Source organism: Rhodoplanes sp. SY1, assembly GCF_046000175.1.
Lineage (GTDB): Bacteria > Pseudomonadota > Alphaproteobacteria > Rhizobiales > Xanthobacteraceae > Rhodoplanes.
Genome location: NZ_JBEOMB010000072.1, coordinates 43,100 through 61,103 on the forward strand (window position 1 = coordinate 43,100; position 18,004 = coordinate 61,103).

Consider the following 18,004-nt stretch of genomic DNA (forward strand, 5'->3'; position numbering starts at 1 on the left):
GATGTACGAATTCACCTATCACGGCGCGCGCGCGCTCGACGAGGCGACGGCGCTGCTCGCCGAGAACGGCGACGCCAAGCCGATCGCCGGCGGGCAGAGCCTGCTGCCGATGATGAAGTTCCGCCTCGCCTCGCCCTCGGATCTCGTCGACCTCAATACGATCGCGGGGCTGAACGGCATCGCCATGGAGGGCGACCTGCTGGCGATCGGCGCCATGGCGCGCCACGCCGAGGTGCACGTGTCGCCGGTCGTGCAGCAGGCGATCCCTGCGCTCGCCGCGCTCGCCGGCCTGATCGGCGACCCCGCCGTGCGCCATCGCGGCACGCTCGGCGGTTCGCTCGCCAACAACGACCCGAATGCCGACTACCCGGCCGCGGCTCTGGCGCTCGGCGCGACGATCGTCACCACCAAGCGCGAGATCGCCGCCGACGACTTCTTCGCCGGCCTGTTCGAGACCGTGCTGGAGCCCGACGAGCTGATCGTCAAGGCGCGCTTTCCGGTCCCACAGAAGGCGGCGTACCAGAAATTCCGCAACCCGGCGTCACGCTACGCGATCGTCGGCGTGTTCGTGGCGACGTTCTCGGATGGCGTGCGCGTCGCCGTCACCGGCGCCGGCACCTCGGGCGCCTTCCGGCTGCCGGCCTTCGAGGCGGCGCTGAGCGCGCGCTTCGAGCCGGCGGCCCTGGAGGGGATCACGGTGCCGGACGACGGCCTCGCGAGCGACATCCACGCCAGCGCCGAGTACCGGGCCCACCTGATCGGCGTGATGGCCCGCCGCGCCGTCGCCGCCGCGAACGGGTGAGGGCGGCGTCTCGCGTGCGGCTCTGGCCCGCGGCGCTCTCCGTGCACCTCTCCCCAGCGGGGAGAGGTCGGACTTCGCGCCGCAGGCGCGAAGTCCGGGTGAGGGGGTGCCGAGCCATCCGACGGATGCCGTAAATCCTCACCCCGGTCGCGAGCTGCGCGCGCGCCCGACCCTCTCCCTGAGGGAGAGGGTTCGGGGCATACTCGGCGCCGCGTATCGTTGCCCACCGCGAAGGACGTTCCGTTGACCAAGCTGCCCGCGTCGATCGACGCGACCCAGAGTCTTCTCGCGCAAGCCGACTACCTGGCCGACCGGTCGCTGGCGACCGTGCTGTTCCTGGCGCTGCGCATGGGCCGGCCGATCTTCCTGGAGGGTGAGGCCGGCGTCGGCAAGACCGAGATCGCCAAGGTTCTCGCCAGCACGCTCGGACGAAAGCTGATCCGGCTGCAGTGCTACGAGGGGCTCGACGTCGCGAGCGCCGTCTACGAGTGGAACTACGCGGCCCAGATGATCGCCATCCGGCTCGCCGAGGCCGAAGGCACGGTCGACCGGGCGCGGCTCACCCACGACATCTTCTCGGAAGAATTCCTGATCAAGCGGCCGCTTCTGCAGGCGCTGGAGCCGGACACCGGCGGCGCCCCCGTGCTGCTGATCGACGAACTCGACCGCACCGACGAGGCGTTCGAGGCGTTCCTGCTGGAGGTGCTGGCCGACTTCCAGGTGACGGTGCCGGAGATGGGCACGGTCAAGGCCGCGCATCCGCCCATCGTCGTGATCACGTCGAACCGCACGCGCGAGATCCACGACGCGCTCAAGCGCCGCTGCCTCTATCACTGGGTCGACTACCCGAGCGCCGAGCGCGAGGTCGCGATCGTCCGCACCAAGGTGCCGGGCATCTCGACGACGCTGTCGGAGGAGATCGTGCGCTTCGTCCAGGCGCTGCGGCGCGAGGATCTGTTCAAGGCGCCCGGCGTCGCCGAGACGCTCGACTGGGCCGGCGCGCTGACCGAGCTCGACGCCGTCGCGCTCGACCCGGCCACGGTGTCGGACACGCTCGGCGTCCTGCTGAAGTACCAGGACGACATCGCGCGTCTGCAAGGGTCTCGCGCGAGCGAGCTGATCGCGCAGCTCCGCGCCGACATGACGGCGGCGGAGTGATGCGGGTGGCCGCAGCTCCTGCCTCGTCATGCCCGGGCTTGTCCCGGGCATCCACGCGGCGGCATCGCCGGACGCCAGGACGTGGATGGCCGGGACGAGCCCGGCCATGACGGAGAGCGTGGACGCGCCTCGGGGCGCGACAGCCGGTGTAGAGGGCCGCCTCGCCGACAACATCGTGTACTTCGCCCGGGCGCTGCGTCGGGCCGGGCTGCCGGTCGGGCCGGGGGCCGTGATCGACGCCGTCGAGGCGTTGCGCGCCGCCGGCGTCGGCACCCGCGAGGACTTTTATTGGACGCTGCACGCCGTGCTGGTGAAGCGGCACGAGCACGCCGCCGTGTTCGACCAGGCATTCCGGATCTTCTTTCGCCGGCGCGGTTATCTCGAGCAGCTCATGAGCCTGATGATGCCGCAGGCGCCGGGCGGCGCGCCCGAGACGCCGAAGCCGGCGGCGGCGCGCGTGAACGATGCGCTGTTCGAGGGCGTCAAGAACAAACTGATGCCGGAGACCCGCGAGACCGAGATCGTCGCCAAGCTGACGGCGAGCGACGCCGAGCTTCTGCAGAAGAAGGATTTCGCCCAGATGAGCGCGGCCGAGATCGCCGCCGCGCAGGCCGCGATCCGCCGCATGGTGCTGCCGCTCGACGCGGTGAAGACGCGTCGGCTGGTGCCGGACCGCCGCGGCCGCCGCATCGACATGCGCCGCACCCTGCGGGCCAGCCTGAGCGGCGGCGGCGCCTTCGTCGACCTCAAGCGGCTCGGGCCGGGTGAGCGGACGCCGCCGCTCGTCGCGCTCCTCGACGTGTCGGGCTCGATGGGCGAGTACACGCGGCTGTTCCTGCACTTCCTCCACGCCGTCACGGATGCGCGCACGCGCGTGCACTCGTTCCTGTTCGGCACGCGGCTCACCAACGTGTCGCGGGCGCTGCGCACCAAGGATCCGGACGCGGCGCTGTCCGCCTGCTCGGCCGCCGTGCCGGACTGGTCGGGCGGCACCCGCATCGCCACCTCGCTCTGCGCCTTCAACAAGCAGTGGGCGCGCCGGGTGCTGGGGCAGGGCGCCGTCGTGCTGCTGATCACCGACGGGCTGGAGCGCGACACCGATGCGCGCCTCGCCTTCGAGATGGACCGGCTCCACCGCTCGTGCCGCCGGCTCGTCTGGCTCAACCCGCTGTTGCGCTTCGACGGCTTCGAGGCCAAGGCACGCGGCATCCGCACCATGCTGCCGCATGTTGACGAATTCCATCCGATCCACAATCTCGACAGCATGGCGGCCCTGGTGCAGGCCCTGTCGGAGCCGGGTACGGCCTCCAGGCGCGCCGGTGGCCGCGGCCTCGCGGCCTGACCGGACGACCACCGGGCGCGGCCCGCCCGCCGAGCGAGGGAGCCAAAGAATGCTGGCACGCGACGAGGACATTCTGAAAGCCGCCGAGGACTGGCGGGCCGAAGGCAAGGGCGTGGCGCTCGCCACCGTGGTCGAGACCTGGGGCTCGGCGCCGCGGCCGGTCGGCTCCAACCTGGTCATCGACCAGGACGGGCGCTTCCTCGGCTCGGTGTCGGGCGGCTGCGTCGAGGGCGCCGTGGTCTCCGAGGCGCTCGACGTGATCGAGAGCGGCGCGCCCAAGATGCTGGAGTTCGGCGTCGCCGACGAGACCGCCTGGAAGGTCGGCCTCTCCTGCGGCGGCACCATCCGGGTGTTTGTGGAGAAGGTGGAGTAGCGGCGCCGTGAAGCTCGAGATCCTGAAAAGCCTGAACGCCGAGCGGGCGGCGCGCCGTGCCGTGATCGTCGTCACCGACGTCGCGACCGGGGCGCAGCGGCTGGTGCGCGCCCTGGACGCGCCGGCCGATCCGCTCGCGGCGCTGCTCGACCAGCATCTGCGCACCGGCAAGAGCGGCATGGCCGAGACGCCGGAGGGCCGCGTCTTCCTCACCGTCCACGTGCCGCCGCCGCGGCTCGTCATCACCGGTGCCGTCCATATCAGCCAGGCGCTCGCCCCGATGGCGAGGATGCTCGGCTACGACGTGACGATCATTGACCCGCGCACGGCCTTCGCGAGCCCGGAGCGGTTCCCCGACGTGCCGCTGCTCGCCGAGTGGCCCGACACGGCGCTGCCGCCCCTGAACGTCGATCGCTACACGGCCTTCGTGGCGCTCACCCATGATCCCAAGATCGACGACCCGGCGCTCCTGCACGCGCTCCAGCGCGACTGCTTCTACATCGGCGCGCTCGGCTCCAAAAAGACGCATGCCCGCCGCGTCGAGCGGCTGACGGCGGCGGGCCTCGATGCGGCGACGATCGCGCGCATCCACGCGCCGATCGGGCTCGCCATCGGGGCCGTGTCGCCGCCCGAGATCGCGGTGTCGATCCTGGCCGAGATCACGGCGCGGCTGCGCCTGCCGGCGAAGGCGGCCGACGGAACACCTGCCCGCGAGAAGGCCGCGTCATGAAGTTCGGTCCGGTCCCGGTCGCCGAGGCGACGGGCGCCATCGTGGTGCACACGGTCCGCCAGGGCGGTCTCGTCCTGAAGAAGGGCACCGTGATCGGCGCGGCCGAGGCGGCTGCCCTGGAGGCGGCCGGCATCCCGGAGATCGTCGTCGCGCGGCCGGAGACCGGCGACGTTCCCGAGGACGCGGCGGCGGGCGCCATCGCGGCGGCGGCCGCGGGGCCCGGCATCCGGGTCGACAAGGCGTTCACGGGCCGCGCCAACCTGTTCGCCGACGCGGCCGGCGTGCTGGTCGTCGACCGCGACGGTGTCGATCGCCTCAACGCCGTCGATCCCGACATCACCTTCGCGACGCTGCCGGCCTATGCGCCCGTGGTCGTCGGCACCATGGTGGCGACCGCGAAGATCATCCCGTTCGCGGTCGACGGCGCGGCCCGCGACGCCGCGCTCGCGGTGTCGTCGGGGCTGGTGCGGGTTGCGCCCTATCGCGTGAAGAAGGTCGCGGTCGTCTCGACGCTGCTGCCCGGCCTCGCCGACAAGGTGATTGAGAAGACGCTGCGGGTCACGGCCGAGCGCTTGGCGCCGGCCGGCGCGGCCATTGTCGCCGAGCGCAAGGTGCCGCACGAGACCGAGGCCGTGACGCAGGCGATCGCCGGCGTGCTCGCCGAGGGGGCCGAGCTCGTCATCGTGTTCGGCGCCTCGGCGATCGCCGACCGGCGCGACGTGATTCCGGCGGCCGTGGAAGCGGCGGGCGGCCGCATCGCGCGCTTCGGCATGCCGGTCGATCCCGGCAATCTCCTGATGATCGCCGAGGTCGGCGGCCGGCCCGTGCTCGGCGCGCCGGGCTGCGCCCGCAGCCCCAAGGAGAACGGCTTCGACTGGGTCCTGGCGCGCCTGATGTGCGGGCTGCCGGTGACGAGCACCGACGTCGCCGGCATGGGCGTCGGCGGCCTCCTGATGGAGATCGTGACGCGGCCGCAACCGCGCGAGGAGCCCTCCGACCCCGCTGCCACGTCGCACGGGACCAAGATCGCCGCTGTCGTTCTGGCCGCCGGCCGCTCGACCCGCATGGGCGGGCCGAACAAGCTGCTGGCCGAAATCGGCGGACGGCCGCTGGTGCGCATCGTCGTCGACGCGGTCCTGGCCTCGCAGGCCGGGCCGATCGTCGTCGTCACCGGCCACCAGCGCGATCGCGTCCGCGCCGTGCTCGCCAACCTGCCGGTCAGCTTCGTCCACAATCCCGACTATGCCGAAGGGCTCTCGACCTCGGTGAAGGCCGGCATCGCGGCGCTGCCCGAGGACGTCGACGGTGCGATCGTCTGCCTCGGCGACATGCCGCAGGTCGACGCGGATCTGATCGATCGGCTGATCGCCGCCTTCGATCCGGAGAAGGGCGCCCTGATCGTGATCCCGACGGTCGAGGGCAAGCGCGGCAACCCGGTCGTATGGTCGCGTCGCTTCTTCGCCGAGCTCGGCCGGCTGACCGGCGACATCGGCGCGCGAAACCTGATCTCCGCCTATCAGGAGGCCGTCGCCGAGGTGCCGGCCGCCGCCGCGGCGGCCACCGACGTCGACACGGCCGAGGCGCTCGCCGCCGTCAAGGCGGAGATCGAGGGCGGGTGATCCTGGCGCGGTTGCCGTTGGAATCGATCCACACTCCGCTCATTCCCGCGAAAGCGGGAATCCAGAGCCACACGTCGGGCGGCCCCAGGGTCCCCGCTTTCACGGGAACGAGCACCAGTCAAATCCGATTCATCACAACCAAGAACCGCTCTGAAACGAGCGGGGGGGAAGGGCACAGCCGTCAGCGCGAGCACTCGATGGCGACGTAATCGTCGCAGGTCGCGCCGCGGCAGCCCGACGCCGCCGGCACCGAGCCGGTGATCTCGTCGCGGTCGACCTTTCGGAACGAGACGGCCTGCTTGAAGTCGCGCTGCTTGCACAGCGCCGTCGCCATGGCGGTGCCGCAGCGGGCGCCCGAAGCGAGGCACTGGTCGATGCCGTAGCCGTCGGCATTGTGGCCGAGGATGAAGATTCGCTTCTCGGCCTGGGCGACCGAGACGGCCGCCAGAAGGCTCACCACGAACGAGACCGTGAACAAGGGCCGCATCGGCGTGCTCGATCCATCAGAGAACGACGGGGCCTTCTCGCGGCAGGCCGACCCGGGCGCCGGAAGGCGATCCCTAAAATGCGGACACAACCGTTAAGGTGGCGTTTATGAATCCGGCCGCCGACCCGCTGAAGAGGCTGGCGCTCGAGGCCTTTGCAGGCGCGCCTCTCCACGTTCGCTCGGCTACTCGCCCCGCCACGGGTAGAGCTCCACGGCGCTGCGTCGGGCAGTCTCGGCCATCACGGCATCGTCCATCAGGCTGAACGCCGTGGACAGGGCGTCGGCGGTGGTCGCGGTCGCCGCGACGACCGTGATGCGCCGGGCCGGTGCCGCGCAGCGCCCGGTGCGCGGATCGAAGAGATGGTTGCAGCGGCCGTCGGCGTCGAATGCGAAGCCGGCCGCCGCCGACGTCGCGACCGCCCGGTCGACGAGCGGGACGACGTCCGGAGCGCGAGTCGCTGACCTCTCGAGCGCCGCCTGCCACGGCCGTCCGCCCGGATGGTCACCGAGCGCGAAAATCTCGCCCATGTCGACCATCGCATGCGCCAGCCCGGCGTCGCGCAGCCGCGCCACCACGCGGTCGGTGACGAAGCCCTGGGCGATGCCGTTGAGGGTGAGGGCCATGCCGCGGGTCGCGAAGGCGACGCGGTCGCGGCCGAACCGCACCTTGTCCCAGCCGACCCGCGCCAGCGCGTCGCGCAGCGCGTCGGCGGGCGGCGGACCGGCGTCGCGGCCGCGGGCGGAGAAATGCGCAGCATGGCAGGCCCACAGCGGCTGCACGGTGGGATCGAAGACGCCGCCGGTCGCCCGCACCATCGCGTCGCAGGCGGCGAGCAGGTCGACCAGCTCGGTCGGCGGGGCGATCACCACGCCGGTGCGGTTGAGCTCCGAGAGCACAGAGTCTGTGCGGTAGAGGCTGAAGATCGCCTCCAGCCGTGCCGTCTCGGCGACGGCGGCGCGGACCAGCCGCTCGGCCGTCGCGCGGTCGGGATGGTGGACTTGCAGGGTCGCGACGGCGCCCAGCGCGACGCCCCGCCACGTCACCAGCGCGCCGTCGGTCGCCGCATCGGCGGATCCGAACGGCAGCAGCGGCAGGCCGGCGGCGGCTGCCGCGACGGCGAGGAAACGGCGGCGGCTGGGGTGCGGGTGAGATGCCGGGATCCGTGCCATCGGCTCAATGTCCATGCGCTGCCGACCCGTCGGTTGCGCCGGTCGCGCGGACCGGCTCGGCCGGGCCGCCCAGCACGTAGTCGTGCGGGATCTCGGCGAGTCGCACGACGCGGCCGCCGTTCCGCTCGGTGAAGGCTTCGGCGGCGCTCCGCTCGCCGAACGGCACCGTCTCGGGCGCGCCCATGCCGCCGCGCAGCCGGCTGTCGATGACGAACCACGCCTTCGACACCTCGACCCAGTTGGTCGCGCCGGGAGTGTCCCAGCTCTCGGCGCGGGCCATGTCGGAGACGTAGACGGCGCGGATGTCCCGCGGCTCGTCCGGCATCAGCGTGAAGGCGACGGCGTCGCGCGCCGCCGAGAACCACACCGGGTCGATCCGGCTCGCCAGGTGGATCTGCCCCTTCGGCCCGGGATGCTCCAGCACGTTCATGCCGCAATAGTGGCCCATCGCCTCGGCGGTCAGGGCCTGCGGGGGCGGCGGCGGGGCGGCGGCCTGCTCGCTGCAGGCGGCGAGCGCGAGCAGGACCGGCAAAGCGAGCAGCGCGGCGAGCCGAAGCATCGGGCGCATCGTCAGATCTCCTTGCGGGCGAAGGCGGCCGTCGCGGCGGCGAGGGGCAGCACGGTCCAGGCGACCAGCGCCGCGACGAGCGTCGGCACGGCGAGCGACACCGTGCCGGCGAGCCCGGCCATGCCGGAGAACAGGCTGACATTGGCGAAGCCGGTCAGGTTGAGGAGCCGATAGGCGTCGGTCGGGTTGAGGAGCAGCACCGCCTCGATCGCGCCGGCGCCGAGACGGGTGCCCTGGTCGGCGACGAGCAGGCCGAGCAGCGCGAGGTCGTAGACGACGACGAACAGCAGCCACAGGCCGATCGCCACGGCGGCCGCCGCGGCGCGGCTGCGGGCGAGCGCGCTGACGCAGGTGCCGATCGCCAGGAAGGCGGCGCCGAGCAGCAGCGACGCGCCGATCATGGCGGCGAAGGCCGCCCAGCTCTCCGCCGCGATGTCGCGCGCCGTGATCAGGATCGCCGCGCCGGCGGCGCCGAAGCCGATCAAGGTGGCGAGCGCGAGCACGATCAGATGGCCGACGAACTTGCCGAGCACCACCTGCCAGCGCGCCACCGGGTAGCCGAGCAGCAGCAGCATGGTGCCGCGCTCCACCTCGCCGACCAGCGCGTCGTGCGAGATCAGCAGCGCGATCAGCGGCAGCAGCAGGATGGTCAGGCTCGACAGGCTGACGACGACGACGTCGAGCGCGTTCGCACCCGTGGTGCCGGTCGGCGCGCTGCCGAGCAGCGTCAGGCTCAAGGCGAGAGCCCCGAGCAGCAGCGTCGCCGCCACGACCCAGCGGTTGCGCACGGCCTCGCGCAGCTCCTTGCCGGCGATCGCGGCGAGGTTGATCATCGGGCGTCTCCCCCGCGGAGGAAATGGGCGTAGAGATCGTCGAGTGTCGGCTCGGCGACCTCGATGTCGTCGATGGCGGCGCCGCTCTCGACGGCACGGCGCAGCAGCGCCATCTTGCCGTCCGGCGTGCAGGTCAGGTCGAAGTGATGCCCGTTGAACGCCTCGCCGCTCTCGCGCAGCCAGGCCGGCGCCTCCGCCTGTGCGCCGGCGACCTTGACGCGCACCCGGATGGGCAGGCGGGCGAGACGGCGCAGCGCGCCGAGCGAGCCGTCGGCCAGGACCACGCCGCGGTCGAGGATGACGACCCGATCGGCGACGCCCTCGAGCTCGCCGAGCGCGTGGGTGGAGATCAGCACCGTGGCGCCGCCGCGGACGAGATCGCGGATCAGCCCGTACAGCTGGCCGCGCAACGCCGGATCGAGCCCGGTGGTCGGCTCGTCGAGCAGCAGGAGCGCGGGCTCGCCGAGCAGCGCCTGGGCGAGGCCGAGCCGCTGGCGCATGCCTTTCGAATAGGTGCCGATGCGCCGGTCGGCGGCCGCGGCGAGGCCGACGCGGTCGAGCAGCGGCGCGACGACGCGCATCGGCTCGCGCTTCAGCCGCGCATAGAACCGCAGCATCTCGGTCGCGGTCAGCGCCGGGTTGAACGCGATGGTCTCGGGCAGGAAGCCGATCCGACGCCGCACCGCGAACGCCCCCGCGTCCGGATCGGATCCGAGCACGCGGACGCTGCCGCGGGTCGGATGCAGCAGGCCGAGCATCAGCTTCATCAGCGTGGTCTTGCCGGCGCCGTTGTGGCCGACCAGCGCGACGCATTCGCCCGCCGCTGCCGACAGCGACACGTCGCGCACCGCTTCGACCGTGCCGTAGCGCTTGGCGACGTTGTGCAGCTCGACGATCGGGGACCCGGTCATGGCGAACGTCTCCCGGAGGTTTCTCGGACGCCCTGGGCGAGGGCCGGCGCCGCGGCCGCGGGGATGGGTGGTGCCGCCATCAGCGGATGACTGTCGATCACGCCGCCCGGATAGAGGGCCGGGAACTGCGCCTGCGCCCAGCGCAGGAGCTGCACGGCCGGGCTGGCGATCAGGATCTTCGCCGCGGGCGCGGTCCACAGCACCTTGTCGACGATGTCGTTCGGCCGGTAGGCCGTGTCGCCGACCCCGTCGCCGTCGAGATCGAAGGCGGGGTTGTCGCTCCAGAAGTTGCCGCGCCTGTCCTTCGACCAGTCGAGCGACCGGGTGCCGACATACTTCACCTGGTGCCGGTTCTTCACGAAGGCGTTGCCGACGATCTCGTTCTTCTCCGAGCCGGCCGTGAAGTGAACGCCGATCTCGCACCCGTCGAAGCGGTTGCCCGAGAAGCGGTTGGCGTTGGCGTTGTAGATGAACACGCACTTCTCCGGGCCGGCGCGTCGCACCGTTCCGGCGCTTTCACGCGCCCGCGCCAGGAGTGCCGTGTGCTGATCGTCGCCGCCGATGTCGGCCGTCTCCGCGATCGGCCCGCCGAGCACCACATTGCCCGCGATGGTGGAGCCGTTGGCGTAGTTGAACAGGAAACCGTGGTCGCGGTCGCGCTCCGAGCGGTTTCCGGTGATCCGCAGCCGGCTCGAATACATGATGGCGTAGCCGACGTGATTGCCGAGCGAGACGTTGCCTTCGACCGCGCTGTCGTTGGCGTACATGTAGTGGATGCCGAAGCGCAGCTCGGCGAACCGGTTGTCGGAGAAGGTATTGTCGCGGCTGGTGATGACGAAGATGCCGTCGCGGCCGAAGCGGATGTCGTTGCCGGTCACCCGGGCGCCCGGCGCGTTCCACATCGAGACGCCGTTGCCGGCCTCGCTGGTGCGTCCGCCCTTGCGCCCGACGATCACGTTGCGCGTCACCGCCGCGCCGGCGGCGCCGTGCACATAGACGCCGAACAGGTTGCCCTCGATGCGATTGCCCTCGACCACGGCGCGGCTCGCCGTGCGGGCGAGGAACACGCCCGAATCCATCTTCTCCAGATCGGAGCCGGAGCCGCGGATCACCAGGCCCGCGACCGCCGCGTCGGGCGCCGTCACGGTGACGGCGCTGCCCTGGCCGGAGCCGGAGAGCACGGCACCCGGCGCACCCTCGAGCCGCAGCGCTCGCGACACGGTGACCGGTCCGCGGTGCGCCCCGGCGGCCAGCACCACGGTGTCGCCGTCGGCGGCGGCGTCGAGCGCCGCCTGCACGTCGGCGCCGGCCGGAACGGTGACGCGCTCTGCTTGCGCCGCGACCGGAGCAGCGGCCCAGAGGGCCGCTGCCAGGAGCGTATGGTGGAGTCGGGCCATCATGCGTTGCGCGGATGCACGAGCATGCGGCCCTTCATCTCCATGTGCATGGCGTGGCAGAACCACGTGCAGTAGTACCAGTAGACGCCGGGCCGGCTCGCCGTGAACGAGACCGACGCGGTCGCCTGCGGTGCCACCTCCATGCTGATGCCGTAGTTGACGATGGCGAAGCCGTGCGACAGGTCCTCGATGTCGTCGACATTGGTGACGTAGACGGTGACGTTGTCGCCCTGGTTCACCTCGAACTGCTCGAGCGCGAAGGCCGGAGCCGACGAGGTCATGTAGACCCGCACCGTGCTGCCGTCGCGGATCACCTTGGCATCGGTCTCCAGCGTGATGCCGTCGGCCGCCGCCTGCTTGCGGGCGTCCTCGAAGAACGGATCGTCACGCTTCCAGACGTGCAGCGGGTTCACCTTGGAGCGATGCACGATGGTGGCGTCGTGCGGCTCGGCGAAGCTCGGCCCGTCGTGCACCACCATCATGCGGTCGCCGGAGATGTCGATCAGCTGATCGTTCTCCGGCTTCAGCGGACCGACGTTCAGGAAGCGGTCCTTGGAGAACTTGTTGAGCGAGATGAGCCACTTTCCGTCCGCCTCCTTGGTCTGGCCCATGGAGGTGTGGTTGTGGCCGGGCTGGTAGTGGACGTCGAGCTTCTGGATGATCGGGTCGACCTTCTCGCCCTTGAAGGCGCGCTTCGCCGCCTCGATGTTCCACTTGCAGACCTGGCTGTCGAGGAACAGCGTCGTGTAGGCGTTGCCCTTGCCGTCATAGGCCGTGTGCAGCGGGCCGAGGCCGAGCTCCGGCTCGGCGACGACCACGTCGCGCGGCTTGATCTTGTCGTCGAACAGGTCGTCGAACAGCCGCACGTCGAACACCGTCACGGTCGGCGACAGCTTGCCGTTGGCGACGACATGGATGCCATCCGGCGCCGTGTTGATGCCGTGCGGGCTGTTGGAGACCGGAACGTAGCGGGTGTAAGGCGAACCCTTGCGGCCGTCGACGACGGGCACGCCGTTCATCACGGTGACGTCGCCCTTCTTCACCGCCTCCTCGATGCGCTTGATGTTGAAGATGACGACCCAGTCCTGCTCGTTCGCCGACATCTCGGCGAGCGTCACGCCGCCCTCGGAGTTGTAGCAGGTGGCGAAGGCGTACTTGCCCTGATAGTCGGCGTCGACATTGTCGAGATTGCCGTCGACCCGCACCTGCCAGGCGACCTTCATGGTGTCGCCGTCGATGGCCGAGAAGATCGACCAGTACTGCTTGGGATCGTTCAGCACCTTGCCGTCGTTGGGCAGCGGCACGCCGTCCTCGCCGTTGGCGAACACGTAGCCGGTGCGAGGATATTTCTGCACCCGCAGCCCGTGGACGGTGTGCTGGTTCGGGAGCTGGATGATCTTGTCGCATTTCATGATGTCGCAGCGGACCCGGGCGACGCGGGTGTTCGCCTTGTCGTTCATGAATACGTAGCGGCCGTCATAGGTACCGTCCGTGAACGACATGTGCGGGTGGTGCAGGTCGCCGTTCAGGTAGGTGCCGCCCTTGTCCTTGAGGAACTCCTTCGTCTCCGGCGTGAGGCCCTCGGTGAGCACCTTCAGGCTCTCGTTGGTCTGGCCCCAGCCGGTGGCGCTGTCGCGGTTGAACACCGGCACGCGCATCAGCTCGCGCATCGACGGCAGGCCGACGATGCGCATCTCGCCGGTCTGGCCCGACGAGAAGAACACGTAGTACTCGTCGAGCTCGCCCGGCTTCACCTCGTACTTGGCGGGGCCGCGGACCGGCGGCTGCGCGCGCTGCGGCGCCGGTGCGGGGGCGGGCGGACGCGGCTGCGCCGCGGCGGTGTCGAGCCCCGACACCCCGGCGCCGGCGGCGACGCCGGCCACCCCGGCCACGGTCGCGGCCGCACCGGTCCTGATCAGGTCGCGTCGATTGAGGTCGGGTCGGCTGAACGTCGAATGGTCGTCGGTGCTCATGGTGTCTCCTCTGGTGCGCGCCGGTTTCACGGTCCGGTCGAAACGCTGGGTTCGGGAACGGGGACCGGCTTGCCGCCGGCCGTGACGATCGGAGGAACGGGGCCCTTGCCGCCCCGCATCGACGGCGAGGTCAGCGCCTCGCGCCGCTCGCGCTTGAGCCGCACCTGGATCATGTGCGGGCAGCGCTTGTCGTCGAAGTAGAGCTCCTGGCAGTGCATGCAGTAGATGCACTCGTTGACGTTGATGTGCCCTTCCGGATGGATCGACTGCACCGGGCATTCGACCGCGCAGCGCTGGCAGGGCGTGCCGCATTCCGGCCAGCGCCGCAGCCACTCGAAGGTGCGCAGGCGGCCGGGAATCGCGAGCGCGGCGCCCAGCGGGCACAGGTAGCGGCAGAAGAAGCGCTCGATGAACAGACCGGCGACCAGCAGGGTCGCGGCGTAGAGCACGAACGGCCACTCGCGCGCGAACTTCAGCACGATCGCGGTCTTGAACGGCTCGACCTCGGCCATCTGCTCGGCGAACGCGACCGAGTACAGCGACAGTCCGAACAGGCCGAGGAAGATCATGTACTTGATCGGCCACAGCCGCTCGTGCAGGCCCCAGGGCACGCGGATCTGCGGCACCTTCAGGGCCTTCGCGATCGTGTTGGTGAGCTCCTGCAGGGCGCCGAACGGGCACAGCCAGCCGCAGAACGGCCCGCGGCCCCAGAACAGCAGCGCCGCCGCCACGGCCGTCCACAGGATGAAGATCAGCGGCGCGGTCAGGAAGTAGTCCCACGAGAAGCCGGTGATCAGCGAGTTGACGAAGGTGAGGATGTTGACGACCGAGAGCTGGGCGTTGGCGTACCAGCCGAGCCACACCAGCACGAAGGCGAGGTAGGCGCGCCGCACCCAGGTGTAGAGGGCAGGGCGCCGCACCAGCACGTTCTGGAAGAAGAAGATCCCGGTGAGGAGCAGGATCGCCGCGCTAGCGATGGCGATCGACGGCACGTCGCGCCGCCACATCGTCTTCCACAGCGGCTCGTCCTGCACGTCGAGCCCGTCCGCCGGCGGTGCCGTCGCCGGGCCGGCGGCCGGCGGGCTCGCGACTGGTGGGCTCGCGACAGGCGGCGCCGCGGCGACCGTGGGGGCCGCCTGCTCGCGCCGGACATAGGTCTCGGGCAACGTGTAGCCGAGCTCGAAGGTGAGGAACGCCTTGTCGCGTGCGCCTATCGCACGCTGCACCATCAGCTCGAGCTGCCACGGCTCGGTCGGATCGAGGGCGAAGTCGTCCGGCATCACGAACAGGCCGATCTCGGGGAAGTCCGGCGCGCCCGCCGCCTCCAGGGCGCCGAGCCGCTCGTGATTGCGGTCGCGGAAGCGGGTGCCGGCGCCGTCCTGCAGGATCTGGATGCGGTCGAACACGCCGCCCCGCACATAGCCCGAGCCCTTGAACGAGTAGAGCCCGCGGCCCGCCACCACGATCGCCTGCTGTCCCGGCTTCAGCCGCTCCGTCAGCCGCGCCCAGCCGGTCTCGCCGAGCAGGCTCGCGCCGATGGTCGGCACGCTCACCAGTGCCGCGTAGAGGTCGATGAAGGTCTCGTCGGGATCGCCCGGCTCCGGCCGCGCCGCGGCCGCGGCGTTGCCGGACTTGTCGAACGCGGCGTTGACGTCGCCGATCGAGAGATGCAGGCGGCGGACCGAGCCGTCGCCGAGCAGGCTCTCCCAGTCGCGGATGTCCCGCTTGTCGAGGTCGACCGTCTTGGTCACGGCCGGCACCGCGGCGGCGGGCGCCGTCGCGCCGCCGACAGTGAGGCGGCCGCTGCGCACCAGCCGGACGGCCGAGCGCACCACGCTGTCGGCCATCACCAGCACCGTGACGGTGGCGCCGGAGACGATGTCGGGCTGCGGTGGCCGCTCGGCCCCGGAGACGATCGAGCCGATGCGGGTGCCGATCAGGGTGTTGACCGCGTCGACGACCTTCTTCTCGGGAACCCCGACCAGGACGATCGGCTCCTTGTGGTCGACCAGCTTCAGCCCGCGGACCACGGCGTCTGGATCGATGCCGACCAGCATGTGGATCGGCTTGCCCGAATAGCCGATGGCGGCCGTCACGTCGGTGTTGAGATAGACGAAGCCGCGCAGCCGATCGCCGGCGTAGACGGGGGCGAGCGGCGGTTCGCCCTGTGGCGGCCCGAACCGGTCGGCACCAGCGAAGAACTCCTGCGGCGTCGCCTTGGCGAGATGCTCGGCGAGGTGCGACGTCGGCTGCGCCATCGCGGGCGCCGCCGCGACCAGCAGCAGCCAGACCATCACGATCCGGGTCGCCGCGGCCGTGACGCCGTGACGAAGAACGGCACGCAGGCCGAACTTCGAGGTCGACAAGAATCGGCCGCGGCCGGATCGTGACATACGAACCCGCTCTCTAAATCCAGGAGATGTCGGAGTGCGCGACCATTCCGACGTCGCTGTCGAAACGGCCCTGTCCACGTTCGGCGCCGCGCTGCGCCTCGTCGCCGACTTGAAACGCCGCGGATCGCACTGTCAACCGTGCGGCCCCGCGGAGGAGTTCGACCTCGGTGCGCTGTCGGCAATTCTGTACCTCGTCACTTGCGTCCTCGCTCATTTGTGACTCGGGCGATTGCAGGCATGCCGGATCGCCCGAGGCGTCGCACACGGTATGAAGATGCTCCGACGAGGAGATCGATCGCCGATATCGTGGCTGCAGGGTGCGAGGGCTTCGTTGTGCGATCGCAAACAAGACCGCGGACCGACGGGCGGCGACCGTAGCGATCGACGCGCCGGCTCGTTAACGTGTCGTCGCAGCCCCCGTGTCGAGGAGCCCCACCATGTCCCGTCCGCAGGCTGTCCCCCCGCCGGCTCCGGTCCGCACGATGGCCGATCTGTTCGCCGTCGCGCACGCCATGGAGGCCGACGCCGTCGCCTACTACACGCGTGTCGCCGCCGACCTCCGGGCGCAGGGCTCCGACACGCTCGCGCGGCTGTTCGAGCGGCTGGCGACGATCGAGTCCGGCCATGTCGATCTGATCACGACGTGGAGCGCCGAGGCGGGCGGCACGCCGCCGGCGCAGACGCCGCTGCCCTGGCCGGTGCCGGGGATGTTCGACGCGCCGGCCGAGGAGGTCGGGCAGTCGCGCCTGATGACGCCGTATCGGGCGCTCGCCGCGGCGGTGCGCCAGGAGGAGCGCTCCTTCGCGTTCTGGACCTATGTGGCGGCGACGGCGCCTCGCGACGACGTGCGGGCCGCCGCGGAGCGCATGGCGCACGAGGAGCTCGATCACGTCGCGCTGTTGCGGCGCGAGCGTCGCACCGCGTTCCATCGGGCGCGCGGCCCGGGGCCCGCGTCTCTGCGGACGCTGCGGGTGGGGGATCTCGCGGCGCGCGAGCGGACACTGGCCGACCTGCTCGACGCGGCCGACGCCGGCGACCGACGCCTCGGCGCGCTCGCAGCGGAAGCCCGCGCCAACGCCGCGCGGCTCGATCGGGCAGGGGAGACGGAGCTGCAGCTGGCCCTCGAGGGCGAGGCGGACGCGCGGGACCCGGTCGCCGCGGCCGAGGTCCTGGTCGAGGCCTATCTGACGACCGCCGATCTCGCCGCGGACGCCGCGCTCGTCGCCACCGCCCAGAGCCTCGCCGCGACCGCGATCACGCGGCTGGCCGCGTTGCGGGCGGCCACGCCGCCGGGCACCCGCGACGGTCCCGCGGCGGACGGCTGATCGCAGCCGCTGACGGCGACTCTCGAGTCGGAACCCGACGTTCTCCGCAACGGCGAGAGCCGCGGCGATGTCCGTCACCAGGGCGCGGCTCCACACGGCGTCGACGTCGGCGAACCGCCGAATGAAAACGAGGCGGGCCGAAAGACCCGAGCCCGAACGCGCCAGCGAACCGCGACGACATCGACGATGACGGGCGACGGGGCGTCGCGCCCGCGGCGGCGGTGCGGTGCCGCCCGGTCCCGCCGCATTTTCACCTCGCCGAAACCATTGCTTCATAACCTCCCGAAAATCCTGTGGGGGGAGAGACCTATGGCTCGAAATTCGCGGGCTCGCCGCGTGTCGATCGCCGCCACGCCGGCGGCGCGCCTCGGAACCGCCGCGATCGTGGCGGCGCTGGCTGCGGCCGTCGTCGCGCCCGCGGCGCAGGCCGCCGGTGCGATCGCCATCGGCGCCTGCGGGCATTTCGGCTACGCCTACGACCTGAAGACCTTCGCCGAGGCGGAAGCCGCCGCGTTGAAACGCTGCGGGCGCCGTGACTGCCGCGTCGTCGCGACGGTGCGGCGCGGCTGCGTCGCCTTCGCGGTCGACGCCAAGAACCTGTGCGGCCCGCACGGCTACGCAGTGGCGCCGCGGCTGGCCCGCGCCCAGAACAACGCGCTCCAGCAATGCTACGGCCACACCGGCAAGACCTGCGTCATTCGTGCCTTCGCCTGCGACGCGCGCCACTGAACGAACTGATCACGTCCCAATGGGCTAGCCACGGAGCTGGCCCAATCTCCGCTCATGTCCGCGAAGGCGGGCATCCAGAAGCGACTCGTCGTGCCGCCCCTGGGTCCCCGCCTTCGCGGGGACGAACGGAGTTCGCGGTCGGTCTCCACCCGGACCCGTTCTAGCCCGATACGGTGCGGCTTCGTCCTGTAGTG

17 protein-coding genes are annotated in these 18,004 nt (G+C 71.2%); 9 read left to right on the top strand and 8 right to left on the bottom strand.

Going from position 1 to position 18,004, the window contains the following annotated elements; all coding sequences use genetic code 11:
* Position 1: 1 nt before the first annotated feature.
* The 6 genes from ABTU92_RS19035 to ABTU92_RS19060 all read left to right on the top strand — a co-directional run bounded on the left by ABTU92_RS19035 (position 2) and on the right by ABTU92_RS19060 (position 6,024).
* Positions 2 to 802 carry an FAD binding domain-containing protein gene (locus tag ABTU92_RS19035; RefSeq protein WP_408093212.1) on the top strand — a complete coding sequence of 267 codons (801 nt, stop codon included), beginning with the start codon at positions 2 to 4 and terminating at the stop codon, positions 800 to 802.
* 243 nt (positions 803 to 1,045) lie between these two features.
* Positions 1,046 to 1,960: an AAA family ATPase gene (locus ABTU92_RS19040; RefSeq protein WP_408093213.1), complete on the top strand. Its 915-nt coding sequence runs from the start codon at positions 1,046 to 1,048 to the stop codon at positions 1,958 to 1,960.
* 106 nt (positions 1,961 to 2,066) lie between these two features.
* On the top strand, positions 2,067 to 3,302 hold the full coding sequence (locus ABTU92_RS19045; RefSeq protein ID WP_408093214.1) for a vWA domain-containing protein: 1,236 nt from the start codon (positions 2,067 to 2,069) through the stop codon (positions 3,300 to 3,302).
* Between the two features lie 49 nt (positions 3,303 to 3,351).
* A complete protein-coding gene (locus ABTU92_RS19050) occupies positions 3,352 to 3,675 on the top strand; it encodes an XdhC family protein (protein ID WP_408093215.1) in 324 nt (107 codons plus the stop codon).
* A 7-nt stretch (positions 3,676 to 3,682) separates the two neighbouring features.
* The gene (locus ABTU92_RS19055; RefSeq protein ID WP_408093216.1) at positions 3,683 to 4,405 is read left to right on the top strand and encodes an XdhC family protein; all 723 of its coding nucleotides are present in this window, start codon (positions 3,683 to 3,685) and stop codon (positions 4,403 to 4,405) included.
* Positions 4,402 to 6,024 (top strand): NTP transferase domain-containing protein, encoded by a 1,623-nt coding sequence (locus ABTU92_RS19060; protein WP_408093217.1) that lies wholly within the window; start codon positions 4,402 to 4,404, stop codon positions 6,022 to 6,024. Before ABTU92_RS19055 ends, ABTU92_RS19060 begins: the two co-directional genes overlap by 4 nt.
* 181 nt (positions 6,025 to 6,205) lie before the next feature.
* Here ABTU92_RS19060 and ABTU92_RS19065 read toward each other — a convergent pair whose 3' ends face one another.
* The 8 genes from ABTU92_RS19065 to ABTU92_RS19100 all read right to left on the bottom strand — a co-directional run bounded on the left by ABTU92_RS19065 (position 6,206) and on the right by ABTU92_RS19100 (position 15,657).
* Positions 6,206 to 6,511: a hypothetical protein gene (locus ABTU92_RS19065; RefSeq protein WP_408093218.1), complete on the bottom strand. Its 306-nt coding sequence runs from the start codon at positions 6,509 to 6,511 to the stop codon at positions 6,206 to 6,208.
* A gap of 183 nt (positions 6,512 to 6,694) precedes the next feature.
* Positions 6,695 to 7,681: an FAD:protein FMN transferase gene (locus ABTU92_RS19070; RefSeq protein ID WP_408093219.1), complete on the bottom strand. Its 987-nt coding sequence runs from the start codon at positions 7,679 to 7,681 to the stop codon at positions 6,695 to 6,697.
* A 4-nt stretch (positions 7,682 to 7,685) separates the two neighbouring features.
* Positions 7,686 to 8,240, bottom strand: coding sequence for a nitrous oxide reductase accessory protein NosL (locus tag ABTU92_RS19075; protein ID WP_408093236.1), 555 nt, complete (start codon positions 8,238 to 8,240; stop codon positions 7,686 to 7,688).
* 11 nt (positions 8,241 to 8,251) lie between these two features.
* A complete protein-coding gene (locus ABTU92_RS19080; protein WP_408093220.1) occupies positions 8,252 to 9,082 on the bottom strand; it encodes an ABC transporter permease subunit in 831 nt (276 codons plus the stop codon).
* The gene (locus ABTU92_RS19085) at positions 9,079 to 9,993 is read right to left on the bottom strand and encodes an ABC transporter ATP-binding protein (RefSeq protein ID WP_408093221.1); all 915 of its coding nucleotides are present in this window, start codon (positions 9,991 to 9,993) and stop codon (positions 9,079 to 9,081) included. Before ABTU92_RS19085 ends, ABTU92_RS19080 begins: the two co-directional genes overlap by 4 nt.
* On the bottom strand, positions 9,990 to 11,390 hold the full coding sequence (locus ABTU92_RS19090) for a nitrous oxide reductase family maturation protein NosD (RefSeq protein ID WP_408093237.1): 1,401 nt from the start codon (positions 11,388 to 11,390) through the stop codon (positions 9,990 to 9,992). The genes ABTU92_RS19085 and ABTU92_RS19090 overlap by 4 nt, the downstream gene beginning before the upstream one ends.
* Positions 11,390 to 13,363: a TAT-dependent nitrous-oxide reductase gene (gene nosZ / locus ABTU92_RS19095; protein ID WP_408093222.1), complete on the bottom strand. Its 1,974-nt coding sequence runs from the start codon at positions 13,361 to 13,363 to the stop codon at positions 11,390 to 11,392. Before nosZ ends, ABTU92_RS19090 begins: the two co-directional genes overlap by 1 nt.
* A gap of 26 nt (positions 13,364 to 13,389) precedes the next feature.
* The gene (locus ABTU92_RS19100) at positions 13,390 to 15,657 is read right to left on the bottom strand and encodes a 4Fe-4S binding protein (protein ID WP_408093238.1); all 2,268 of its coding nucleotides are present in this window, start codon (positions 15,655 to 15,657) and stop codon (positions 13,390 to 13,392) included.
* A 133-nt stretch (positions 15,658 to 15,790) separates the two neighbouring features.
* Here ABTU92_RS19100 and ABTU92_RS19105 point away from each other — a divergent pair, with 133 nt between their 5' ends.
* From ABTU92_RS19105 to ABTU92_RS19115, 3 genes are all read left to right on the top strand, one after another.
* On the top strand, positions 15,791 to 15,976 hold the full coding sequence (locus tag ABTU92_RS19105; protein WP_408093223.1) for a hypothetical protein: 186 nt from the start codon (positions 15,791 to 15,793) through the stop codon (positions 15,974 to 15,976).
* A 262-nt stretch (positions 15,977 to 16,238) separates the two neighbouring features.
* Positions 16,239 to 17,081, top strand: a complete 843-nt coding sequence (locus tag ABTU92_RS19110; RefSeq protein WP_408093224.1) for a ferritin-like domain-containing protein — start codon at positions 16,239 to 16,241, stop codon at positions 17,079 to 17,081.
* 309 nt (positions 17,082 to 17,390) lie between these two features.
* Positions 17,391 to 17,810, top strand: a complete 420-nt coding sequence (locus ABTU92_RS19115; RefSeq protein WP_408093225.1) for a DUF4189 domain-containing protein — start codon at positions 17,391 to 17,393, stop codon at positions 17,808 to 17,810.
* Positions 17,811 to 18,004: the final 194 nt, after the last annotated feature.